Annotated in this window: 18 protein-coding genes, 4 tRNA genes and 1 rRNA gene; 19 read left to right on the forward strand and 4 right to left on the reverse strand. The window is 49.1% G+C overall.

From position 1 onward, the window contains the following. The 4 genes from HQ48_RS07050 to lpdA form a co-directional block, all read left to right on the forward strand. Positions 1 to 51 (forward strand): 16S ribosomal RNA (locus HQ48_RS07050); the annotation flags it as partial. 91 nt (positions 52 to 142) lie between these two features. Beyond that, positions 143 to 216, forward strand: a tRNA-Ile gene (locus HQ48_RS07055). A 12-nt stretch (positions 217 to 228) separates the two neighbouring features. Beyond that, positions 229 to 302, forward strand: a tRNA-Ala gene (locus tag HQ48_RS07060). A 242-nt stretch (positions 303 to 544) separates the two neighbouring features. Beyond that, positions 545 to 1,891, forward strand: coding sequence for a dihydrolipoyl dehydrogenase (gene lpdA, locus HQ48_RS07065; protein WP_044232777.1), 1,347 nt, complete (start codon positions 545 to 547; stop codon positions 1,889 to 1,891). Between the two features lie 89 nt (positions 1,892 to 1,980). Here lpdA and HQ48_RS07070 read toward each other — a convergent pair whose 3' ends face one another. Continuing rightward, complete coding sequence (locus HQ48_RS07070; RefSeq protein WP_044189861.1) at positions 1,981 to 3,039, reverse strand: glycosyltransferase family 2 protein; 1,059 nt, start codon at positions 3,037 to 3,039, stop codon at positions 1,981 to 1,983. A gap of 64 nt (positions 3,040 to 3,103) precedes the next feature. After that, entirely contained in the window at positions 3,104 to 4,399 is a 1,296-nt protein-coding gene (gene tyrS, locus HQ48_RS07075; protein ID WP_044232780.1) for a tyrosine--tRNA ligase, read from the reverse strand. A 920-nt stretch (positions 4,400 to 5,319) separates the two neighbouring features. Between tyrS and HQ48_RS07080 the strand changes: the two genes are divergently transcribed. The 11 genes from HQ48_RS07080 to rpoC all read left to right on the forward strand — a co-directional run bounded on the left by HQ48_RS07080 (position 5,320) and on the right by rpoC (position 18,011). Then, a tRNA-Thr gene (locus HQ48_RS07080) sits at positions 5,320 to 5,391 on the forward strand. A gap of 51 nt (positions 5,392 to 5,442) precedes the next feature. Then, entirely contained in the window at positions 5,443 to 6,630 is a 1,188-nt protein-coding gene (tuf, locus tag HQ48_RS07085) for an elongation factor Tu (RefSeq protein ID WP_044189856.1), read from the forward strand. A gap of 72 nt (positions 6,631 to 6,702) precedes the next feature. After that, positions 6,703 to 6,775, forward strand: a tRNA-Trp gene (locus HQ48_RS07090). Positions 6,776 to 6,793: 18 nt separating this feature from the next. Beyond that, entirely contained in the window at positions 6,794 to 6,997 is a 204-nt protein-coding gene (gene secE, locus HQ48_RS07095) for a preprotein translocase subunit SecE (protein WP_044189880.1), read from the forward strand. Continuing rightward, a complete protein-coding gene (gene nusG / locus HQ48_RS07100; RefSeq protein ID WP_044189854.1) occupies positions 6,997 to 7,548 on the forward strand; it encodes a transcription termination/antitermination protein NusG in 552 nt (183 codons plus the stop codon). The genes secE and nusG overlap by 1 nt, the downstream gene beginning before the upstream one ends. Before the next feature lie 58 nt (positions 7,549 to 7,606). Continuing rightward, complete coding sequence (gene rplK / locus HQ48_RS07105; RefSeq protein ID WP_044189852.1) at positions 7,607 to 8,044, forward strand: 50S ribosomal protein L11; 438 nt, start codon at positions 7,607 to 7,609, stop codon at positions 8,042 to 8,044. Between the two features lie 19 nt (positions 8,045 to 8,063). Then, positions 8,064 to 8,759 (forward strand): 50S ribosomal protein L1, encoded by a 696-nt coding sequence (gene rplA / locus HQ48_RS07110; RefSeq protein WP_044189849.1) that lies wholly within the window; start codon positions 8,064 to 8,066, stop codon positions 8,757 to 8,759. A 15-nt stretch (positions 8,760 to 8,774) separates the two neighbouring features. Beyond that, entirely contained in the window at positions 8,775 to 9,284 is a 510-nt protein-coding gene (rplJ, locus tag HQ48_RS07115) for a 50S ribosomal protein L10 (RefSeq protein WP_044189847.1), read from the forward strand. Positions 9,285 to 9,338: 54 nt separating this feature from the next. Then, entirely contained in the window at positions 9,339 to 9,710 is a 372-nt protein-coding gene (gene rplL / locus HQ48_RS07120) for a 50S ribosomal protein L7/L12 (RefSeq protein ID WP_044189844.1), read from the forward strand. 110 nt (positions 9,711 to 9,820) lie between these two features. Further along, the gene (gene rpoB, locus HQ48_RS07125) at positions 9,821 to 13,630 is read left to right on the forward strand and encodes a DNA-directed RNA polymerase subunit beta (RefSeq protein WP_044189841.1); all 3,810 of its coding nucleotides are present in this window, start codon (positions 9,821 to 9,823) and stop codon (positions 13,628 to 13,630) included. Between the two features lie 85 nt (positions 13,631 to 13,715). Next, positions 13,716 to 18,011: a DNA-directed RNA polymerase subunit beta' gene (gene rpoC / locus HQ48_RS07130; protein ID WP_044232782.1), complete on the forward strand. Its 4,296-nt coding sequence runs from the start codon at positions 13,716 to 13,718 to the stop codon at positions 18,009 to 18,011. An 84-nt stretch (positions 18,012 to 18,095) separates the two neighbouring features. Here the strand turns inward: rpoC and HQ48_RS07135 are convergent, their stop codons facing one another. Further along, the gene (locus HQ48_RS07135; protein WP_044232785.1) at positions 18,096 to 18,635 is read right to left on the reverse strand and encodes an HXXEE domain-containing protein; all 540 of its coding nucleotides are present in this window, start codon (positions 18,633 to 18,635) and stop codon (positions 18,096 to 18,098) included. A gap of 39 nt (positions 18,636 to 18,674) precedes the next feature. Continuing rightward, complete coding sequence (locus HQ48_RS07140) at positions 18,675 to 19,148, reverse strand: phosphohydrolase (protein ID WP_044232786.1); 474 nt, start codon at positions 19,146 to 19,148, stop codon at positions 18,675 to 18,677. A gap of 1,091 nt (positions 19,149 to 20,239) precedes the next feature. On the opposite strand from HQ48_RS07140, the gene rpmB reads away from it, so the two are divergent. From rpmB to HQ48_RS07155, 4 genes are all read left to right on the forward strand, one after another. Further along, positions 20,240 to 20,479 (forward strand): 50S ribosomal protein L28, encoded by a 240-nt coding sequence (gene rpmB, locus HQ48_RS07145; protein WP_044189830.1) that lies wholly within the window; start codon positions 20,240 to 20,242, stop codon positions 20,477 to 20,479. A 16-nt stretch (positions 20,480 to 20,495) separates the two neighbouring features. After that, positions 20,496 to 20,684, forward strand: coding sequence for a 50S ribosomal protein L33 (gene rpmG / locus HQ48_RS07150; protein ID WP_044189828.1), 189 nt, complete (start codon positions 20,496 to 20,498; stop codon positions 20,682 to 20,684). A gap of 15 nt (positions 20,685 to 20,699) precedes the next feature. Then, entirely contained in the window at positions 20,700 to 20,849 is a 150-nt protein-coding gene (locus HQ48_RS09225; RefSeq protein WP_081748368.1) for a DUF4295 domain-containing protein, read from the forward strand. 225 nt (positions 20,850 to 21,074) lie between these two features. After that, on the forward strand, positions 21,075 to 22,442 hold the full coding sequence (locus HQ48_RS07155) for an MATE family efflux transporter (protein ID WP_044232789.1): 1,368 nt from the start codon (positions 21,075 to 21,077) through the stop codon (positions 22,440 to 22,442). The last annotated feature ends 65 nt before the right edge of the window (positions 22,443 to 22,507 follow it).

Consider the following 22,507-nt stretch of genomic DNA (forward strand, 5'->3'; position numbering starts at 1 on the left):
AAGTCGTAACAAGGTAGCCGTACCGGAAGGTGCGGCTGGAACACCTCCTTTCTGGAGACCTTTAGGTTAGACTGGTTAAGGGATTCTTTGTAGATGGTTGGGTTGGTTCTAGACCACTACACTTCTTGTCAATATCTTATCTAGTCCTATAGCTCAGTTGGTTAGAGCGCTACACTGATAATGTAGAGGTCGGCAGTTCAAATCTGCCTGGGACTACAATAGTATCTCGGGGGATTAGCTCAGTTGGCTAGAGCACCTGCCTTGCACGCAGGGGGTCATCGGTTCGAGTCCGATATTCTCCACGACAGTTTTCATAATGATTAAGGGATAGGTTAGAGTTTAGATGTGAATCTAGGTCTAACCTTTTTTATGTTTATACCTTTAATCTCCTTTTGCCGTACAGTCCTTGTCATAGTGTGCTGTGCGTCCCTTTGCTCTTATTTCTCCATGTTTGGCTAATCATACGGAAAGTACTACCTTTCGTACAATTTGCTTAGCAATACACATGCTGTTTAATCTGAATTTATAATAATATCACTGCGCTATGATCTATGATTTGTCTATTATCGGAGCCGGCCCGGGTGGAGCTGATGCAGCCGAATATGCAGCCGCTAGAGGGCTGTCTGTCGTTATCTTCGAGAAAAACAAAGTAGGAGGCGTCTGCCTCAACGAAGGCTGTGTCCCTACCAAAGCCCTACTACACTCTGCTCACATCTATGCCAAGGCCAAAGAAGGCCGTAAGTATGCCGTTTCGACCAGCGAGGTCGAGCTGGATCTCTCCAAGCTGATGGCTCGTAAGAACAAAATCCTCAAAAAACTCGGTGCTGGTATCAAGCTCGGTTTGCAGAAGCACGAAGTCACCTTGGTGGAGGCTGAAGCTCGTTTGGCCGGGCAGGCTGACGGTGTATTCAATATAGAGGCTGGTGAAGCGACTTATCAAGCCAAACACATTATCATTGCTACTGGCTCGGAGGCTTTCGTGCCACCTATCCCGGGCTTGGAGGAGAGCGGCTATTGGACTGCTCGTGAGGCGCTACAAGTGGGCGAGCTGCCCAAGAGTTTGGCGGTCATTGGTGGAGGCGTTATCGGTATGGAGTTTGTGTCTTTCTTCAATACTCTGGGTGTGGAGGTAACAGTTGTGGAGATGTTGCCCAAGATCCTTGGCCAGATGGACGAGGAGCTCTCGACGGAGCTACAGACCGCTTTCGCCAAGCGAGGAGTCAAGTTCTACCTCAATACTAAGGTGCAGAGCATTAGTAATGGCGTTATTTATGCCGAAGGCCCAGACGGAGCTGTGGAGATCGAGGCAGAGCGTATCCTAGTGAGTGTGGGTCGCCGTGCGATTATCAACGGACTAGGTCTAGAAACCGTAGGCGTAGCCACCGAGCGTGGGGCTGTAGTCGTAGATGAATATATGCGCACGAACGTCGCTGGGCTATATGCAGTGGGCGATATCAACGGTACGTCTATGTTGGCACACACGGCTACACGAGAGGGTGTTATAGCCGTACAGCACATTCTGGGGGAGCCCGAAGCGATGAGCTACAAGGCTATCCCGGGGATTGTCTACACCGACCCAGAGATTGCCTCGGTAGGTAAGACTGAGGCTGAGCTCAAAGCCGCTGGAGTGGCCTATCAGGTACATCAGGTGCCTATGTCACTCTCGGGGCGCTTCGTGATCGAGAACGAAATGGTCAATGGCCTCTGCAAGCTCATCACAGACGAGCAGGGCGTACTACTAGGTGCGCATCTGCTAGGTAATGCAAGCAGTGAGATTCTCGTGCCTGCAATTATGGCCATAGATCGTGGCATGACGCTCAGGGAGCTTAGCCGTATCGTTTTCCCTCATCCTACCATTTGCGAGATCCTGCGTGCTGCAGCCCTTCATTAGTAGGGCGACGGTGCTGTCCATACAAATAAGACGAGGGGCAAATCGGTATCCGATTTGCCCCTCGTCTTATTTGTATAGGTAAGGTGGTCCTATCTGCGTGGCGAGATCATCTTACCTTCTTGATTGAGGAAGTGGTAGGTGTATTCCTGCTTGGAGTGTTTGGCGATCTCATTGATGATCATTTTGTGCGTGTACTTGGGCAGGTCTACCAATAGGTGTGCTCCCTGCTCTGGCAGGCTTACCAATGGTAGCTCAACGGGAATGGGCTTGGGCTGCTCGATCGGTTTGCAACGGCGGAAGTACGCTAGCACTTTGGCTACCATACTTAGGCAGCTGATCGATAGGGCTATGATGCGCTTGCCTAGTTTACTGGCCTTGCCGTGGTAGTACTTGTCGTAGAAGAGAGCCATAGCACCATAGAATGAACGAATGTACTTGGAGCTATCGAGTATTGAGCTCTCACCCTTGTAGTGAATGATGGGTGTAGGGAGATAATCGCACGTCCATCCCCCCATCACGACACGATAGGAGAGGTCTATGTCTTCTCCGTACATGAAGAAACGCTCGTCCAGCAATCCGATTTCCTTGAGCGTCTTGCTACGTAGCATCGTAAATGCACCCGAGAGGACCTCTACCGAATGAGTCTGATCGTTGGGGAGATGTCCCATGTAGTAGGAGGCGAAGAGCTTGGACTTGGGGAAGAGGCGTGTTAGTCCCGATAGTTTGCAAAACGATACCCACGTAGAGGGGAAACCACGCTTGCTCTCACGTAGATAGCGCCCTTGTATGTTGTGCATCTTGACGCCGATTGCTCCGCATCGGGGCTGTTGCTGCAGATGCTCAAGGCATCGGGTTAGCGTGTCCTCGGCTATGAGCGTATCGGGGTTGAGCAGTAGAACAAATTCGCTGTCGGATCGCTCAATCGCCATATTATTGGCACGAGAGAAGCCGAGGTTTTCGCTATTCTCAATATAATTAACCCACGGGTAGCGCTCTCTCAAGTAGGTGATTGAGCCATCTCCCGAGGCGTTGTCCACGACCCATACTTCTGCATCTAGATTTTTGATGGCGGCGGCTACTGAACCTAGGCACTGCCCTAGCAGCAGTGGCACTCGGTAGTTGACAATGATGATGGAGAGTTGATGCATAGAAAAACAGGCTAGTGGACTAAGTCGCCCCAATGGGTAGCTCGTCCACTAGCTTTTATAGGATTCAATCTGTGATGACGATTAGGTAATAGTTCTTTTTGCCACGCTGTATCAGCAGATAGCGCTCAGCGATAAGGTCGGACAGACTGACTATTTGGTCTTGATGCTCGATCTTCTCTTTATTGAGGCTCACGCCGCCAGACTGAATGAGCTTGCGGAGCTCCCCCTTGGATGCGAAGATATTAGCCTGCTCGGTCATCAGGTCGATGACCTTGATGCTCTCGGCTAGAGTGGTACGAGCGATAGAGTATTGAGGTACACCCTCGAAGACGCTGAGGAACATATCCTCCGAGATCCGCTGTAGCTGCTCCTTAGTACCTTGACCGAAGAGAATGGAGGATGCCTCAACTGCTGCTTCGTAGTCCTCTCGGCTGTGCACCATCACGGTGATTTCCTCAGCGAGGCGATGCTGCAAGGGGCGTAGATGTGGCGCCGCGGCCTGCTCTGCCTCAAGGGCGGTGATTTCCTGCTCTGAGAGGGTCGTGAATATCTTGATGTAGCGAGCAGCGTCGGCATCGCTCACGTTGATCCAGAATTGATAGAATGCGTATGGGGAGGTACGCTTGGGGTCTAGCCATACGTTGCCACTCTCGGTTTTGCCAAACTTGCCACCATCTGCCTTGGTGATGAGCGGGCAGGTTAGGGCGAAGGCCTCACCGCCGTCTTTTCGGCGAATAAGCTCTGTCCCGGTCGTGATATTGCCCCATTGGTCCGAGCCTCCCATCTGTAGGCGGCAGCCATGCTCTCTATATAGATGTAGATAGTCGTAGCCCTGAAGAAGCTGATAGCTAAACTCGGTGAAGGACATGCCCTCACCCTCGCCACTCAGACGCTTCTTGACGGAGTCCTTGGCCATCATATAGTTTACCGTGATATGCTTGCCAATATCGCGAATGAACTCAAGGAAGCTAAATCCCTTCATCCAGTCGTAGTTGTTCACCAGCAGGGCGGCATTGGGCGCATCGCTGTCGAAGTCGAGGAACTTAGATAGCTGAGCCTTGATGCACGCTTGGTTGTGGCGGAGGGTTTCCTCGTCGAGGAGTTTGCGCTCGGCGCTTTTCATAGATGGGTCACCGATCATACCAGTGGCGCCGCCGATCAAGGCGATAGGGCGGTGGCCAGAGAGTTGTAGGTGGCGCAACATCATCACACCTACTAGGTGCCCGATGTGTAGTGAGTCTGCCGTAGGGTCAATGCCTAGGTAGGCTGAGATCCGTTCCTTGGTTAGTAACTCTTCTGTCCCGGGGATCATATCGTGTATCATCCCACGCCAGCGTAGCTCTTCGATAAAATTCTTCATCAGTTGTACGATTAGTATGTACCGTTCTCCAAAAAAAACTTATGCGATAATTGGCGCAAAGGTAATCATTTTATTTTGCCCCTTGATTTAGTCTAATTCTCAAACTATATACTTAAGGTATCTATTTTGCCCTCACCGTGAAGGGGAACCGTGGACAGGAGAGGGTAACAGCTACTGTCTATGGCTTCACTCTCGGCTTGGGCGGCTCGGCTACCTAGCTGCTTTCGCTGGACTAACGTGCTTGATGTGGGATTTATTGCTTCAGCCACTAGGGGCTTCATTTGTTTACACCTTTTAATAGAATAGAAGTATGTTTGGCTCAATGATTGGTTTTTGAGGACCAAAGGCCCAAATCGCGTATTTGCCCTCTAGCGGGCCCTACATTGCGTTGGACCTCTATTTGGGCACTTTACTCCAGACGTGTGAAAATAATCGCTTAAAATCAGATCTTTTTTAATGTGTTTATATTTAGTTATATAGGCTGGCTTGAGGGGCGGTTTCGCTTAATTTTAAGTGGAGGTTTTGGCATTTCTTCCCATTAACCTTGCGGGACTGGTGGACATGCCTCTAGGCATTAGTCCACTAATTGGCGCAGATTAGTCCTTCAATTTTTGAGCCTTGTACTAGATCTGGTTGTTTTCTTGTCGATAGAGAGTTTGGGCTTGTTTGCAAATCTTAACAGAAATGACGCTCATCGCATCTTTAAGGTACTAGGCTCTGCTGTTCGGCTTCTTTATACATATATTATGAGATACGGGGTGTTTGCAGAGGAAGTGCTCGGGTAGGTGTGTTGCCATCTTTGCTTTTTTCTTTGGTGGGGTTTTGTCAGTTTGGAAAAAGTGTCTATATTTGCAGTCGATTATCCCGAGTAGCATATCGCAATTCTTTGGGTGGTCACGAGTTAACGCTCACAGATGTAAGCCAATGTAGCTCAGGGGTAGAGCACTTCCTTGGTAAGGAAGAGGTCACGGGTTCAAATCCCGTCATCGGCTCTACTGGGGATAGCTTAACGAAAAGGTAATAATTCAAAATAGCAAACTAAAATGGCAAAAGAAACGTTTAACAGATCGAAGCCACACGTAAACGTTGGTACGATTGGTCACGTTGACCACGGTAAGACTACTCTTACTGCTGCTATCACTACTGTGCTCGCTAAGAAAGGTTTTTCTGAGCTCCGTTCGTTCGATTCTATCGACAATGCCCCAGAAGAAAAGGAGCGTGGTATCACGATCAACACTTCTCACGTAGAGTACGAAACAGAAAATCGTCACTATGCTCACGTAGACTGTCCCGGTCACGCCGACTATGTTAAGAACATGGTAACTGGTGCTGCTCAGATGGACGGTGCTATCATCGTGGTAGCTGCTACTGATGGTCCTATGCCTCAGACTCGTGAACACGTGCTTCTAGCTCGTCAGGTGAACGTGCCTGCTCTTGTTATCTTCATGAACAAGTGTGATATGGTTGATGACGAGGAGATGCTAGAGCTAGTAGAGATGGATATGCGTGAGCTGCTGTCTAACTATGAGTTCGATGGTGACAATACTCCAGTAATTCGTGGTTCTGCTCTTGGTGCACTTAATGGTGAGCCTCAGTGGGAAGAGAAGGTTATGGAGCTGATGGCTGCTGTAGATAGCTGGATTCCACTGCCTCCACGTGCTATCGACAAGCCATTCCTAATGCCTGTTGAAGACGTGTTCTCTATCACAGGTCGTGGTACTGTAGCTACTGGTCGTATCGAAACTGGTGTTATCCACACTGGTGATGAAGTTCAGATCATTGGTCTAGGTGCAGAAGGTCTTAAGTCTGTTGTAACTGGTGTGGAAATGTTCCGCAAGATTCTTGACGAAGGTCAGGCTGGTGACAACGTAGGTCTACTACTCCGTGGTATCGACAAGACTGACATCAAGCGTGGTATGGTGATCGCTAAGCCCGGTCAGGTTAAGCCTCACTCTCGCTTCAAGGCAAGTATCTACGTGCTGAAGAAGGAAGAAGGTGGTCGTCACACTCCATTCCACAACAAGTATCGTCCTCAGTTCTATATTCGTACGCTTGACGTAACTGGTGAAATCTCTCTTCCAGAGGGTACAGAAATGGTTATGCCTGGTGACAACGTAGAGATCATAGTTGATCTTATCTATCCAGTAGCTTGCAACGTAGGTCTACGTTTCGCTATCCGCGAAGGTGGTCGTACGGTAGGTTCTGGTCAGATCACTGAAATCTTAGACTAATATTCTCCTCGAGAATAAAAGATAAAAATCAGGCTCGGCGCACTCGCCGGTAGGTAGCGCCGAGCCTAATATACGGGTTTAGCTCAGTTGGTAGAGCACTGGTCTCCAAAACCAGGTGTCGGGAGTTCGAGTCTCTCAACCCGTGCTAGAAATAATTAAAAAGATGAGTTTAGTAAATAGAATAGGAGCTTCCTTTCGGGATTCATACGCCGAGCTTACACAGAAGGTTACATGGCCTACCCGTCAGGAGCTAACCAGTAGTGCAATTGTTGTGATGATCGCTTCCCTTATCATAGCGATTTTTGTGCTTTTGGTAGATACTGCTTTTGAAAACATTCTATTGTCCGTCTATAGGCTGTTGAAGTAATGGCTGAACTAGCAGAAAAGAAATTCTACGTTCTCCGTGCCGTTAGTGGTAAGGAGAACAAGGTGCGTGAGCAACTTGAGGCCGAGATCAAGCTAACTGATCTTGGTCAGTACGTTTCTCAAGTGATCATTCCCACCGAGAAGGTCGTTTCGCAGCGCAATGGAAAGAAGATTGTCAAGGAGCGTCCCTATTTGCCGGGTTATGTACTCGTCGAGGCTATCCTAGTGGGAGAAGTGGAGCATAGGCTCCGCACAATTCCCAATGTGATTGGTTTCCTTGGTGGCAACAAAGGTGGCTCACCCGAGCCCATGAAGCGCAGTGAGGTCGAGCGCCTCTTGCGTCGTGCAGACCAAGTTGCCGACTCCGAGGGCGAATACGATCTGGAGATCTTCGTCGGAGATACCGTCAAGGTATCCGAGGGGGCTTTCGCAGGTTGTGAGGCTATCGTCGAGGAAGTAACGCCAGAGAAGCGTAAGCTGAGTGTTATGGTCAAGATGTTTGGCCGTAAGATCCCTCTGGAGTTAAGCTATGCTCAAGTAGCTAAGGAATAGGTTTGTTACGGAACCGCACTTAGCATTATAGTGTATCACACTTATTAAATCAAAGAAAATGGCTAAAGAAGTTGCTGGACAACTAAAATTGCAAATCAAGGGTGGGGCTGCAAATCCTTCACCTCCCGTGGGACCTGCTCTGGGTGCCAAGGGTATCAATATTATGGAGTTTTGCAAGCAATTCAACGCCAGAACTCAGGACCAAGCTGGTAAGATCCTTCCAGTTGTTATTACTTACTACGCAGACAAGTCTTTCGACTTCATCGTCAAGACTCCTCCCGTAGCAGTACAGCTCAAGGAACTTACTAAGGTTAAGAGTGGTTCTGCTCAGCCTAACCGTAACAAGGTGGCTGAGGTTACTTGGGAACAAGTTCGCGCAATTGCTTCAGATAAGATCGTGGACCTAAACTGCTTCACCGTAGAGGCTGCTATGAAGATGGTAGCTGGTACAGCTCGCAGTATGGGTATCGCAGTAAAGGGAGAGTTTCCCGGGTAATATAAATTAATCGAAGAAAATGGGTAAACTGACAAAGAATCAGAAGCTAGCTTTCAGCAAGATTGAACCCGGGAAGGCATACACACTAGCGGAGGCATCTGCTCTAGTCAAGGAGATTACTACGACTAAGTTCGATGCGTCTGTAGATGTCGATGTGCGTCTGGGCGTAGATCCTCGTAAGGCTAACCAAATGGTACGTGGTGTGGTAACTCTACCACATGGTACTGGTAAGCAGGTACGTGTGCTAGCTCTCTGTACTCCAGACAAGGAAGCCGAAGCTCAAGCAGCTGGTGCCGACTATGTAGGTCTGGACGAATATATCGAGAAAATTAAGGGTGGATGGACTGACATTGATGTGATCATCACTATGCCAGCTATCATGGGTAAGATCGGGGCTCTAGGTCGTGTGCTTGGTCCTCGTGGTCTAATGCCTAACCCCAAGAGCGGTACTGTAACCAACGAAGTTGGTGCTGCCGTTAAGGATGTTAAGTCTGGTAAGATCGATTTCAAGGTAGATAAGACTGGTATCGTACACACCTCTATTGGTAAGGTTTCATTCTCTGCCGATCAGATCAAGGAGAACGCTGCTGAGTTCATCTCTACGCTGATCAAGCTCAAGCCAACGGCTGCTAAGGGTACTTATGTGAAGAGCATTTACCTCTCTAGCACGATGAGCCCAAGTATCAAGATTGATCCTAAGTCTGTAGAAGAATAATAAAAGGTAGAAATCATGAGAAAGGAAAATAAAGGCGTTGTAATCGAACAGCTCACAGGCTATCTCAATGAGTATCCTCACTTCTATTTGGCTAACATCGAAGGGATGGATGCTGCCAAGACTGCGACTCTTCGTCGCCAGTGCAACAAGGCAGAGATCAAGCTAGTTGTAGTAAAGAATACCCTCCTTCGTAAGGCTATGTCGGCGGCTGATACCGACCTTGCTCCACTGTATAGTGCGCTCAAGGGCAATACAGCCATCATGTTTGCCAACGTGGCAAACGCTCCTGCAAAGCTTATCAAGGAGTTCACTAAGGATAAGAAGGCTGACAATAAGCTCCGTCTAAAGGGTGCTTATGCCGAGACAGGATTCTACGGCGAAGACCAGCTGGAAACCCTTGTGGCAATCAAGAGCAAGGAAGAACTTGTGGCAGATGTTATCGCCCTTCTACAGTCACCAATCCGCAACGTGGTGTCTGCTCTTGAGAACAAGGACAAAGCAAGCGAAGAGGCTGCTGCTGAATAATTGCCTCAACTAGACAATTAACAAAGAACAAAAACAAAGAAATAATTAAATAACATGGCAGATATCAAAGCTATTGCTGAACAGCTGGTAAACCTAACGGTTAAGGAAGTAAGCGAACTCGCAACTATTCTCAAGGAAGAATATGGTATTGAACCAGCAGCTGCTGCTGTAGTTGTTGCCGCTGGCGGTGGCGAAGCAGCTCAGGAAGAAGAAAAGACTTCTTTCGACGTAATCCTCAAGAGCGCTGGCGCTGCTAAGCTCCAAGTAGTGAAGGCCGTTAAGGAACACTGCGGTCTTGGTCTTAAGGAAGCTAAGGACATCGTAGATGCTGCTCCCGCTCCTGTTAAGGAAGGTGTAGACAAGGCTACTGCTGAAGCTGTGAAGAAGGCCCTTGAAGAGGCTGGCGCAGAAGTAGAGCTTAAGTAACGAAACTCTAACCTGTGAGAATCAGGTAATTATGGTTGAGATTCCTCGTCGAGAGGAGTCTTAACCATTTCGTGTCTTATCATTCCACCAAGTATCATTCATCCTACGAAATGGCCTCAAACCACAATCAATCGAGAATAAACTTCGCATCGATCAAGAATCCGCTTAGATTCCCGGATTTCCTCGAAGTACAGCTGAAGTCTTTCAAAGACTTCTTCCAGCTGGACACTCCTCCCGAACGCAGAAAAAAGGAGGGGCTGTACAAGGTGTTTGCAGAGAATTTCCCTATCGCAGACACGCGCAACAACTTTGTCCTTGAGTTCCTCGACTACTATGTCGATCCTCCCAAATATACGATCGAGGAGTGTCTGAGCCGAGGTCTTACCTATAGCGTACCTCTCAAGGCTAAGCTCAAGCTCTACTGTACGGACCCCGATCACGAGGATTTTGCGACGGTTATTCAGGATGTGTTCTTGGGCCCTATCCCCTACATGACGGAGTCTGGTACCTTCGTTATCAATGGGGCAGAGCGTGTCGTGGTGTCACAGCTACACCGCTCTCCGGGTGTGTTCTTTGGCACGAGCATGCACACCAACCGTACGCAGCTCTACTCGGCACGTATTATTCCTTTCAAGGGGTCGTGGATAGAGTTTGCTACGGACATCAATAATGCGATGTATGCCTACATCGACCGTAAAAAGAAACTTCCAGTAACTACCCTGTTGCGTGCCATTGGCTACGAGAGCGACAAGGAGATCCTAGACCTATTCGGTTTAGCCGAGGAGGTTAAGGTAACCAAAGCAGGTCTGAAGAAGTACATCGGTCGCCGCTTGGCTGGTCGTGTCAATAAGACTTATATCGACGACCTCAGTGATGAAGATACTGGTGAGGTGGTTTCTATCGAGCGTACTACGGTACTCATCGATCGTGAAACGGAGCTTACCGAGGAGCATATTGAGCAGATCCTAGAGGCTGGTACTAAGACAATCCTTCTACACCGTGAGGATAAGGTTACCTCCGACTACTCGCTTATCTTCAACACCCTACAGAAAGACCCCTGTAATAGTGAGCACGATGCGCTCTACTATATCTATCGTCAGCTCCGTAACGCCGAGCCTGCCGATGAGTCCAATGCGCGTGAGGTAATCACGAACCTATTTTTCTCCGACAAGCGTTATGACTTAGGAGATGTAGGTCGCTATCGCATCAATAAGAAGCTCAATCTCTCTATCGATCCAGAGGTACGTGTGCTGACCAACGAGGATATCGTAGAGATCATCAAATATCTAATTGAGCTAGTCAATTCCAAGGCTCAGGTGGACGACATCGACCACCTATCCAACCGTCGTGTGCGCACGGTGGGTGAGCAGCTGTACAATCAGTTCGGCGTCGGGTTAGCTCGTATGGCACGTACGGTACGTGACCGTATGAACGTACGTGACAACGAAGTCTTCGCTCCCATAGACCTCGTTAATGCCAAGACGCTGTCTTCTGTGGTCAATTCGTTCTTCGGAACGAACGCCCTATCACAGTTCATGGACCAGACGAACCCGCTAGCGGAGATCACCCACAAGCGTCGTATCTCTGCCCTTGGCCCCGGTGGTATTAGCCGTGATCGTGCAGGCTTCGAGGTGCGTGACGTACACTATACACACTATGGCCGTCTGTGTCCTATCGAAACGCCAGAAGGGCCAAATATCGGTCTTATTTCTTCGCTCTGCGTGTATGCTAAGATTAATGAGTTAGGCTTCATCTCTACGCCATACCGTGCGGTAAACAAGGGTGTAGTAGACTTCACAGATAAGGGGCTCAAGTACTACACAGCCGAGGAGGAAGAAGACAAAACCGTTGCTCAGGGTAATGCCCCAGTAGACGACAACGGGCGCTTCAAGAATGATCGAGTTAAGGCACGCTTCGAGTCGGACTTCCCTGTGGTAACTCCTGAGGAAGTAGACCTCATGGACGTAGCTCCTACTCAGATCGCCTCTATTGCCGCCTCTCTTATCCCATTCCTAGAGCACGATGACGCCAACCGTGCACTCATGGGATCGAACATGATGCGTCAAGCGGTGCCACTGCTCCGCCCAGAGTCGCCTATCGTAGGTACTGGCATTGAGGCTCAGTTGGTGCATGACTCTCGTACGCAGGTTGTGGCCGAGCGTGCCGGTGAGGTTGTCTTCGTAGATGCCAACTGCATCAAGATCAAGTACGACCGCACGGAGCAGGAGGAGTTTGTGAGCTTCGAGGATCCTATCACGACTTACACACTACCTAAATTCCGTAAGACTAACCAGAGCACGACCATTGACCTACGCCCAATCTGCCAGAAGGGGCAGCGTGTGGCTGCTGGCGATATCCTCACCGAGGGGTACTCAACTCAGGCTGGTGAGCTGGCTCTAGGTCGCAACGTCCAGGTGGCTTATATGCCATGGAAGGGTTACAACTACGAGGATGCTATCGTACTTAACGAACGCCTCGTACGTGAAGATTTCTTCACTTCCGTTCACGTGGACGAGTATCTCCTAGAGGTGCGTGAAACTAAACGTGGACTAGAGGAGCTTACCTCCGATATTCCTAATGTGAGCGATGATGCGACACGCAACCTTGACGAGAATGGTATCATTCGTATTGGTGCTCGTGTAGAGCCCGGTGATATTCTTATCGGTAAGATCACGCCAAAGGGGGAGAGCGATCCTACGCCAGAAGAAAAGCTTCTGCGTGCGATTTTTGGCGACAAGGCTGGCGACGTTAAGGATGCTTCGCTCAAGGCTACCCCATCGCTACGTGGTGTGGTTGTAGATACGAAGCTCTTCTCCAAGGCAGTGAAGAAAAAGGGTCGTACCGAAACTAAGGAGATCGTGACTAAGCTCGAGGAGAAGTACGACGTACTGCAAAACGACCTCAAGGCTCTCTTCATCGAGAAGCTACTTGTACTGACAGCTGGCAAGAAGTGTAATAAGGTTAATGACTTCCTTGGTACGGATAAGATTAAACCCGGCTCCAAGTTTACCAAGGCTGATCTTGAGGCACTTCCATACAATGAAATTCTCTTCACCGACTGGACAGAAGACAAGGAAACGAATGAAATGATTCAGAAGGTGGCAGTCAATTACCTCAAGAAGTCAAAGGAGTACGAGGCAGACCTACGTCGCAAGAAACTCGACGAAACAATTGGGGACGAGCTACCAGCTGGTATTGTTCAGATGGCTAAGGTATATATCGCTAAGAAGCGCAAGATCCAAGTAGGGGACAAGATGGCTGGTCGCCACGGTAACAAGGGTATTGTGTCCAAGGTGGTTCGTCAGGAAGATATGCCATTCCTCGAGGACGGTACGCCTGTTGATATCTGTCTTAACCCACTCGGTGTGCCTAGCCGTATGAACCTCGGCCAGATCTTCGAAGCTGTATTGGCTTGGGCTGGCCGTAAGCTGGACTGCAAGTTCGCTACGCCTATCTTCGATGGGGCTTCTCTTGATGATATGAACGACTGGACGGACAAGGCAGGTCTTGCTCGTAATGGTAAGACCTATCTATACGACGGTGGTACGGGTGAGCGTTTCGACCAGCCTGCGACAGTAGGGGTAACTTACTTCCTCAAGCTCGGGCATATGGTCGATGACAAGATGCACGCCCGCTCGATCGGTCCATATTCGCTCATCACGCAGCAACCTCTCGGAGGTAAGGCTCAGTTTGGGGGACAGCGTTTCGGGGAGATGGAAGTGTGGGCACTAGAGGCTTTCGGTGCTTCTCACATTCTGCAAGAAATCCTAACGATCAAGTCCGACGACGTGCAGGGTCGTAGCAAGGCATACGAAGCAATCGTTAAGGGCGATCCTATGCCAACGCCCGGTATCCCAGAGTCGCTCAACGTATTGCTCCACGAGCTTAAGGGGCTAGGTCTGAGCTTTACGCTAGACTAATCATCTCCACAGCCCTCTCCCGCTTGGCCTAGTCGGGTAGGAGAGGGATTACTCGGATTAACAAGAATATATCTTTTGATAGAATATGGCTTTCAAGAAAGACAATAAAATAAAGAATAACTTCTCGAAGATCACCATTTCCTTAGCTTCGCCCGAGGAAATTCTAGAGAACTCTAGTGGGGAAGTTCTCAAGCCCGAGACGATCAACTACCGTACCTACAAGCCTGAGCGTGACGGCCTTTTCTGTGAACGCACTTTCGGTCCCGTCAAGGACTTCGAGTGTCACTGCGGCAAGTACAAGCGCATTCGCTATCGTGGTATCGTGTGTGACCGTTGTGGTGTAGAGGTGACGGAGAAGAAGGTACGCCGTGAGCGTATGGGGCACATCAAGTTAGAGGTACCCGTAGCACACGTTTGGTACTTCCGTTCGCTCCCCAATAAGATGGGTTACCTCCTCGGCATCTCTGCCAAGAAACTTGAGGCAATCATCTATTATGAACGTTATGTCGTGATACAGCATGGCGTGTTGCCCGAGGAGGCGGTGGAGCATCTTGCGGTACTGACCGAGGAGGAATACCTCGAGCTACAGGATCGTGTTGATGCAGAGCACCCCGGCAACTATGACTTAGAGGATAGTGATCCTACCAAGTTTATCTGTAAGACTGGTGCAGAGGCAATCCACGATTTGCTCTGTCGTCTAGACCTAGACGCACTTTCGTACGAGCTTCGTCACAAGGCTAATACAGACACTTCGCAGCAGCGTAAGAACGAAGCACTCAAGCGCCTACAGGTCGTAGAGAGCTTCCGCCAGAGCAAGAATGTGAACCGCCCCGAGTGGATGATCATGAAGGTTCTTCCCGTAATCCCACCCGATCTGCGTCCTCTAGTGCCTCTGGACGGCGGTCGTTTCGCTACGTCTGACCTCAATGACCTTTATCGTCGTGTGATCATTCGTAACAATCGCCTTAAGCGCATGATTGAGATCAAGGCCCCTGAGGTAATCTTGCGCAACGAAAAGCGTATGTTACAGGAAGCTGTAGACTCGCTCTTCGACAACTCTCGTAAGTCCAGCGCCGTTCGCTCGGATAATAACCGCCCTCTCAAATCGCTCTCCGATAGCCTCAAGGGTAAGCAGGGACGTTTCCGTCAGAACCTGCTCGGTAAGCGTGTAGACTACTCGGCTCGTTCGGTTATCGTCGTGGGTCCAGAGCTCAAGATGCACGAGTGCGGTATTCCTAAGTATATGGCAGCCGAGCTCTACAAGCCATTCATCATTCGTAAGCTCCTTGAGCGTGGTGTGGTGAAGACGGTCAAGAGTGCTAAGAAAATTGTAGACCGCAAGGAGCCCGTGGTATGGGATATCCTAGAGTATGTGATGAAGGGGCACCCTGTACTGCTCAACCGTGCTCCGACGCTACACCGCTTGGGGATCCAAGCCTTCCAGCCCAAGATGATCGAAGGTAAGGCTATTCAGCTACACCCACTATCTTGTACGGCTTTCAACGCCGACTTCGATGGTGACCAGATGGCGGTACACTTGCCTCTTGGCAACGAGGCAATCCTCGAAGCTCAGATGCTGATGCTTGCTTCGCACAACATTCTTAACCCTGCCAACGGTGCGCCTATTACAGTTCCTTCGCAGGACATGGTACTCGGTTTGTACTACATCACGAAGCTCCGTCCCGGAGCTAAGGGCGAGGGCTTCACGTTCTACGGCCCTGAGGAGGCTACAATTGCCTATAATGAAGGCAAACTAGATATCCATGCCCCCGTCAAGGTGTATGTCGATGACGTAGTAGATGGCGAGATCAAGCGTACGCTCGTGACGACTTCTGTAGGTCGTCTGATGGTTAATGAGTTCGTGCCCAAGGAAGTTGGTTATGTAAACGAAACACTGGGTAAGAAGGCTCTGCGCGACATCATCGGTAAGGTGATTAAAGTCTGCGGTGTGGCCAAGACTGCTCAGTTCCTAGATGATATTAAGAATCTTGGTTACTACATGGCGTTCAAGGGAGGTCTGTCGTTTAACCTTGGCGACGTGATTATCCCAGAGGAGAAGAATAAGCTCATTCAGGAAGGTTACGAAGAGGTTGAGAGCGTAATGGCCAACTATAGCATGGGGGTTATCACCAACAACGAACGCTACAACCAGATCATTGACACTTGGACGCACATCAATAGCCGTTTGTCGGATATTCTGATCAAGCAGCTCAGCGAAGACAATCAGGGCTTCAACTCTGTCTTCATGATGATGGACTCTGGTGCTCGTGGTAGTAAGGAGCAGATCCGTCAGCTCTCTGGTATCCGTGGTCTGATGGCTAAGCCACAGAAGAGCGGAGCCGAGGGTGGACAGATCATTGAGAACCCGATCCTCTCCAACTTCAAGGAGGGTCTATCGGTGCTTGAGTACTTCATCTCTACCCACGGTGCTCGTAAGGGGCTTGCCGACACCGCCCTCAAGACCGCGGACGCTGGTTACCTCACACGCCGTCTGGTAGACGTTTCTCAGGACGTGATCATCAACGAAGAGGATTGTGGTACGCTTCGTGGTCTGGTAGCTACAGAGCTCAAGAAGAACGAAGAGGTAATTGCCTCTCTATACGAACGTATCCTTGGACGTGTGTCTGTTCACGACATTATTCACCCAACTACGGGCGAGATCATCGTGCGTGCTGGCGAGGAGATCCGTGAAGAAGCAGCCGAGCAGATTGAGGCTTCGCCAATCGAACAGGTAGAGATCCGCTCGGTACTTACCTGCGAATCCAAGAAGGGAGTCTGCGCCAAGTGCTATGGCCGCAACCTTGCTACCAACAATATGGTACAGCGTGGCGAAGTGGTCGGCGTAATCGCAGCTCAATCTATTGGAGAGCCCGGTACACAGCTGACGCTCCGTACCTTCCACGTAGGGGGGATCGCCTCCAACGTGGCTACGGAGAACAGCCTAATGGCTAAGTTCGATGGTATTCTCAGCTTCGAAGAGCTGCGTGCCGTAGAGGTTGAGGCAACAGATACGGACAAGGCGCACAAGGTGGTTATCAGCCGTATGGCGGAGCTTCGTATTATCGACCCAAATACCAAGATTGCTCTTTTCACTGGTAGCGTACCTTATGGTGCTAAGCTATTCTTCAATGACGGAGATAAGGTGAATAAGGGCGACGTGCTCTTCCAGTTCGACCCCTTCAACGCTGTGATCGTATCCGAAGTAGCTGGTAAGGTAGCTTTTGAGAACGTGATCGAGGGTGTAACCTACCGTGTGGAAGCTGACGAAACGACGGCCCTACGTGAGAAAATTATCATCGAGTCCAAAGACCGTAGCCTAGCTCCCGGTATTCAAATCCAAGACAAGGCTGGTAACCCAATCAAGAGCTATAACCTCCCTCTCGGAGCCCACGTGGTGAAGGAAGAAGGCGAAGCTGTGAACATTGGTGAGGTACTTGTTAAGATCCCACGCTCGGTAAGCAAGGCTGGTGACATCACGGGTGGTCTACCACGTGTAACGGAGCTCTTCGAGGCTCGTAACCCATCTAACCCTGCGGTGGTAGCTGAGGTCGATGGTGAGGTGATCTTCGGTAAACTCAAGCGTGGTAATCGTGAGATCTCCATAAAGCCAAAGATTGGCGAGGTAAAGAAGTATCTTGTACCAATGAGTAAGCAGCTCCTTGTGCAGGAGGGCGACTTCGTTCGCTCGGGTACGCCTCTCTCCGATGGTGCTATTACGCCTACCGATATCCTCGAGATTAAGGGCCCTACAGCCGTTCAGGAGTATATTGTCAATGAAGTACAAGACGTATATCGCCTGCAGGGTGTGAAGATCAATGACAAGCACTTCGAGGTAATCGTTCGCCAGATGATGCGTAAGGTAGAGATTGTTGATCCGGGAGAAACACTCTTCTTAGAGCAGCAGGTCGTAGACAAGCTCGAGGTTATGGAAGAGAACGACCGCATCTGGGGCAAGAAGGTGGTAGTAGATGCTGGCGACAGCGAATCGCTCAAGCCCGGACAGATCGTAACGCTTCGTCGCCTGCGTGATGAGAATAGCCAACTCAAGCGTCGTGACCTACGCCTCGTGCAGGTGCGTGATGCTAAGCCTGCAACGGCTAAGCAGATCCTGCAGGGTATTACCCGTGCGGCACTGCAGACGAAGAGTTTCATGAGTGCGGCTTCGTTCCAAGAAACGACTAAGGTGCTCAACGATGCAGCGATCAACGGTAAGGTAGATACGCTAGAGGGTCTAAAGGAAAACGTGATTTGCGGTCACCTTATTCCCGCTGGTACTGGTATGCGCGAGTACAAGAAGCTCGTCGTGATGACCAAGGCCGAGCATGACTTGGCTACAGCCGAGCTCGAAGCTATCGAAGATATGTCCGCTCCAGCGAAATAAACATCGCTTAGATTAAATTTAATATAGTAAGGGGTTGCACCACTGTGGTGCAACCCCTTGTTTTTGTTTTATGACCAATTGCCTTCAATAGTTCTTGGACAGTTTTTCCCATTTATTAAACTTGGACATCAAGAGCCAAGACGAGAGAACGGAGAGTTGCATCACTATAATTCCCAAAATAGACCATAGTAGTAGGCTCTCTGGGCTTAGCGCAGAGTGCTCCGTAAACCTAAAACCAGCATAAATGCAGTAGGGTATAGTTAGGATAGTTGTAGCAATCACGGGGAGGTATCTACGATAGATAGCCCACTGTGCAAGGTGTACCACAAGATGAGCAGTGTGACCGACCAAAGCTATCCACCACCATTGATAGGCTTCTAGCCAGATACCAGCAAAAGTAGCAGTGCTGATTAGTACGAAATTATGTGCGGTGCCTACAGCAAACGAGGATGTAGAGAGGTCGAATATATGATGCTGCTCCATGAATGTGGCGATCTTCGGGAATCGCCGTTTTAGCTGAATTCTATTTTTCGTTAGCCAACCCTTAAACATGATAATCTCTTCGTATTCATGAATCATGAAGGCGACTGGCAGAAGCATCATGAGTAACTCCAAATCTTTCATAAAAACTTGTTGAGATTAACCACTCTCTTGTAGTTATGGTTAGTGTGCTGCACTGTTGAGTAGATAGTCGTACTCTCGTTGGTAACGCTCTATGCGTGCAAGATCTTGTGGGGTAGGGAGTGGTAGGCGAGATAGGTCCATATTGTGGCGAAGGTCATTGAGCTTGACGGCTCGTGCTAGAGGGTTGGCTCCTATATTTTTGATATAGGTTGTCCTATCGGGGGCTTTGCGATGATTTAGGAGATTAAGGGCTGTATCTAGCAGATGTCTATCTTCGTGCGATAGCTTGCTCTTGGCTTCTTTTTCGAGTAACTCAAGTATCTCTTCGACGGTATGTGGAGTATCTTCGCTCGCATCATGTAGATAGCCACATACTTGCTCCTGCCAGCTATGCCCCATAGAGGCAACTGTACTAAGATGTCCTTCGAAATAATCTACCCCGGCTTTGTCAATTTGCCCCTTATGTAGTTGGCGAGCCAATGCTCTTGCCGAAGCAATCCAAGAGTTGTTCATTTGTGTGATCTAATTAATTTGTAATATAGTAATGCCACACAAATCTACAAAAAAATAGATGTGGATTGTCTGATTAACAGGTTAATACGATGTTATTAAATCTATTGAGATTTTTGTGAAGTTAACTCTATAACCTCTCCAATTCTTTCCAATCCTCAAGGAATTGGAGAGGTTGTAGAGGGGAAAAGCGCTTGCGAGAGGACTGATGCGATGGTTGTGAGAGGGGAAAGGGTGTTGGCAAATTTTAACAGATGAGCGGGTGGCGTTTATACTTTTGAGTCGTTTCTGGATTGGCGTAGGGGAGATAACCTTTGGTCGGGCGAAAAGTGTAAGATCGCATATTTACCCCCTAGCAGGCTCTACACGGCGTCCGACCTCGTTTGGGCCAGTTACCCTTAGTTAAAGGAAAATATGCGCTTAAACACAGTGTTTCTAATTATTTGTTTTTGAGTGTTGTATGTTTTGTTTTGCTGTGGGTTTATGTGTGTGGGTCACATTTATCGAGAGTTCTTCCCATCAATCTCTTGGGATTAGTCCACCAATCCCAAGAGAAGTGTCCATCAATCGGAACAAGTCTTCCCATTAACTTTTCTCAGACTCTCTACTCTTCTTTAGAAACCTTATGCATTTCCTCGAAATTCTTTAGTAAGTCTTTAACACTCCTTGACTAAAAAGAATACAAATGATCGCCAAAATCAAATCAGTTTTGCGCAGAAGTACTTTGTGTCGAGGGTTCTTGCTTAGACATAGCAATGGTATATGATAGCTGGCTCTTGGCTTGGAGTGCTTGTCGGTAGTGTGATGATTGGCGGGCTCTATGGGCTATCCGGCTTGGGCGTAAAGTGTGCTAGGTTTGTTTGGTTTGCCTCTGGGGTATGTTCTTCCTAGCATGTGGAGTAGAGCAATGTGTAGTGCCGAGGAGGCTCAAGTGGCTCACGATCGTCGAGTGTTAAGGTGTTGAAAATGAAATAAGGCTTGCATATTTTGCGGAAAAGTAGTTACTTTGCATGCTGATTGTGCGAGACTCAATGATGCTACGAGTGGCCGATCAACTCATATCATATTGATTAATAATTAACAATAGAATAGAAATGTCTAAGATTTGTCAGATTACAGGTAAGAAGGCAATGGTCGGCAACAACGTTTCGCACTCTAAAAGACGCACGAAGCGTACGTTCGACGTAAACCTGTTTACGAAGAAGTTCTACTGGCCAGAGAATGACTGCTGGGTAATCCTCAAAGTATCTGCAGCAGGTCTGCGTCTTATCAACAAGATCGGTGTTGATGCCGCCATCAAGCGCTCAGCCGAGAAGGGTTATCTAAACGCATAAAACAAGAGTAACGACAATGGCAAAGAAAGCAAAAGGCAATAGAGTGCAAGTGATTCTGGAGTGTACAGAGCACAAGGAAAGCGGTATGCCCGGGACTTCTCGTTATATCACGACGAAGAATCGTAAGAACACGACTGAGCGTCTGGAGTTGAAGAAATACAACCCAATCCTCAAGCGTATGACTGTTCACAAAGAAATTAAATAATAGGAGACTAGTACAATGGCAAAGAAAGCGGTTGCATCGTTTAAGAAAGCGGATGGTCGTACCTATAGCAAGGTGATCAAGATGGTTAAGTCCCCTAAGACTGGGGCCTATACCTTCCAAGAAGAAATGGTTCCCAACGAAGCTGTTAAGGAATATTTCTCCTAATAGTAGCAAGATATTTGGGATACATCGGTAGTATCCCAGATCAACAAGATAAGGGTGTCGACCTCGAGAGAGCGTCCGATACCCTTGTTTTATCCCGATGATGTGCCTTATTGGTATGGGGTCGGGCGTCTTTTGGAGCGTCGATATTATACGCCTTTGGCGTGCATTACTGACGAAGGTCGTATATTTTATTTTGATGTTTAGCCCCATAGAGCCAAGGCGAGTATGGATAGAGATGAGCGTATATATAAACTAGAGCACGAGTCGATAGGCGCTCTGCTGCTCCACTATGGCGTACCAGCTGTGGTGGGGACTATGGTTACGGCGCTGTACAATATAGTAGACCGTATCTTTATTGGTCAAGGAGTAGGAGAGTATGCCATCGCAGGGCTGACACTGACCTTCCCGATCTTGATATTTCTTCAGGCCTTCGGTATGCTTGTGGGAGCTGGTACAGCCGCACGGGTGTCAATACTCTTGGGGCAGAAAGATATTGTAGGGGCAGAGCGTGTGCTAGGTACGGCTATAGTCCTGACTCTGATTACTCAGGCCATGACGATCATACCATCGCTTATTTGGATGCGGCCTCTGCTTGAAGCCTTCGGCGGTAGTGAGCGTACTATTCCCTACGCCATGGACTACCTCTCGATCACGATACCGGGCAATATCTTTGCGACCCTATGCTTCAGCTACAATGCCGTGATGCGAGCCTCGGGCTATCCACGCAAGGCTATGTACACGATGATCTTAGGGGCGGTGCTCAATACCCTACTCGACGCACTCTTTATCTATGGCTTCGGGTGGGGGATAGCTGGTGCCGCATGGGCTACAGTGGTGGCGATGTTGATCTCGGCGATCTATGTGCTTAGTCACTTCTTCTCGGCTGATAGTATTATTCGTTTTCGCCGTGAGCACCTGCGTGTGTCTTGGGGCCCTATGTGGGCTATTGCTTCTATTGGGCTGTCGCCTTTTGCGGTGCAGCTACTTGGTAGTTTGGTGAGTATGCTTTTTAATAAAAGCTTTATCGCCGTTTCGCCTACGCCTGAGGCGGCCGATATTGCGATTGGATCGTATGGCATTATTGTGAGTATTGCGATGCTCGGGGTAATGCTTATGCTCGGGATCGCACAGGGTATGCAGCCAATCGTCGGCTACAACTATGGAGCGAGGCTATACGGCCGTGTGCAACAGGCTTTTTGGCGTTGCGCTTGGGTGAATATAGCCATTGGTCTATTGGTGACGGTCTTCTCGGTGTGGATGCCAGACTTCATCAGCTCGATATTCACTCAGAGCCCACTACTCATCGCCGAAACGAGCCGCTCGCTCTCGATCGCCTTGGTTGGTTTTGCCTTTGTCGGCTTCCAGATTACGGCGACCCAGTTTTTGCAGAGCCTTGGTATCGCCCGTCGAGCATTCCTGCTGAGCATCTCACGTCAGAGCCTATTCTTTATTCCCCTATTGCTTATTCTACCCTATCAGTATGGTGTTGATGGCGTTTGGTACTCTGGGGTGCTAGCCGATATTCTCTCCGGTCTACTGGGGATAGGGTTGATTATTTGGCAGATGAGGCAGTTTAGAGTTGAGGGGTTCTAGGGCTTAGGTGCACTCTAGCCAGCTGTTTCCATTGTTGAGATCCCGATGTGGAGCTAGGTCTTGTG

Origin of the sequence: Porphyromonas sp. COT-290 OH3588, from assembly GCF_000769075.1 — a bacterium.
Taxonomy (GTDB): Bacteria; Bacteroidota; Bacteroidia; order Bacteroidales; family Porphyromonadaceae; genus Porphyromonas.

Bases quoted from the DNA above. Each gene is read 5' to 3' on its own strand.
- rplK (WP_044189852.1), top strand. From the start codon at position 7,607: ATGGCTAAAGAAGTTGCTGGACAACTAAAATTGCAAATCAAGGGTGGG.
- HQ48_RS09225 (WP_081748368.1), top strand. From the start codon at position 20,700: ATGGCAAAGAAAGCGGTTGCATCGTTTAAGAAAGCGGATGGTCGTACC.
- rpmB (WP_044189830.1), top strand. From the start codon at position 20,240: ATGTCTAAGATTTGTCAGATTACAGGTAAGAAGGCAATGGTCGGCAAC.
- rpoB (WP_044189841.1), top strand. From the start codon at position 9,821: ATGGCCTCAAACCACAATCAATCGAGAATAAACTTCGCATCGATCAAG.
- rplJ (WP_044189847.1), top strand. From the start codon at position 8,775: ATGAGAAAGGAAAATAAAGGCGTTGTAATCGAACAGCTCACAGGCTAT.
- rplL (WP_044189844.1), top strand. From the start codon at position 9,339: ATGGCAGATATCAAAGCTATTGCTGAACAGCTGGTAAACCTAACGGTT.
- HQ48_RS07140 (WP_044232786.1), bottom strand. From the start codon at position 19,148: ATGAACAACTCTTGGATTGCTTCGGCAAGAGCATTGGCTCGCCAACTA.
- HQ48_RS07135 (WP_044232785.1), bottom strand. From the start codon at position 18,635: ATGAAAGATTTGGAGTTACTCATGATGCTTCTGCCAGTCGCCTTCATG.
- HQ48_RS07155 (WP_044232789.1), top strand. From the start codon at position 21,075: ATGGATAGAGATGAGCGTATATATAAACTAGAGCACGAGTCGATAGGC.
- HQ48_RS07070 (WP_044189861.1), bottom strand. From the start codon at position 3,039: ATGCATCAACTCTCCATCATCATTGTCAACTACCGAGTGCCACTGCTG.
- lpdA (WP_044232777.1), top strand. From the start codon at position 545: ATGATCTATGATTTGTCTATTATCGGAGCCGGCCCGGGTGGAGCTGAT.
- tyrS (WP_044232780.1), bottom strand. From the start codon at position 4,399: ATGAAGAATTTTATCGAAGAGCTACGCTGGCGTGGGATGATACACGAT.
- tuf (WP_044189856.1), top strand. From the start codon at position 5,443: ATGGCAAAAGAAACGTTTAACAGATCGAAGCCACACGTAAACGTTGGT.
- rplA (WP_044189849.1), top strand. From the start codon at position 8,064: ATGGGTAAACTGACAAAGAATCAGAAGCTAGCTTTCAGCAAGATTGAA.
- rpmG (WP_044189828.1), top strand. From the start codon at position 20,496: ATGGCAAAGAAAGCAAAAGGCAATAGAGTGCAAGTGATTCTGGAGTGT.
- rpoC (WP_044232782.1), top strand. From the start codon at position 13,716: ATGGCTTTCAAGAAAGACAATAAAATAAAGAATAACTTCTCGAAGATC.
- nusG (WP_044189854.1), top strand. From the start codon at position 6,997: ATGGCTGAACTAGCAGAAAAGAAATTCTACGTTCTCCGTGCCGTTAGT.
- secE (WP_044189880.1), top strand. From the start codon at position 6,794: ATGAGTTTAGTAAATAGAATAGGAGCTTCCTTTCGGGATTCATACGCC.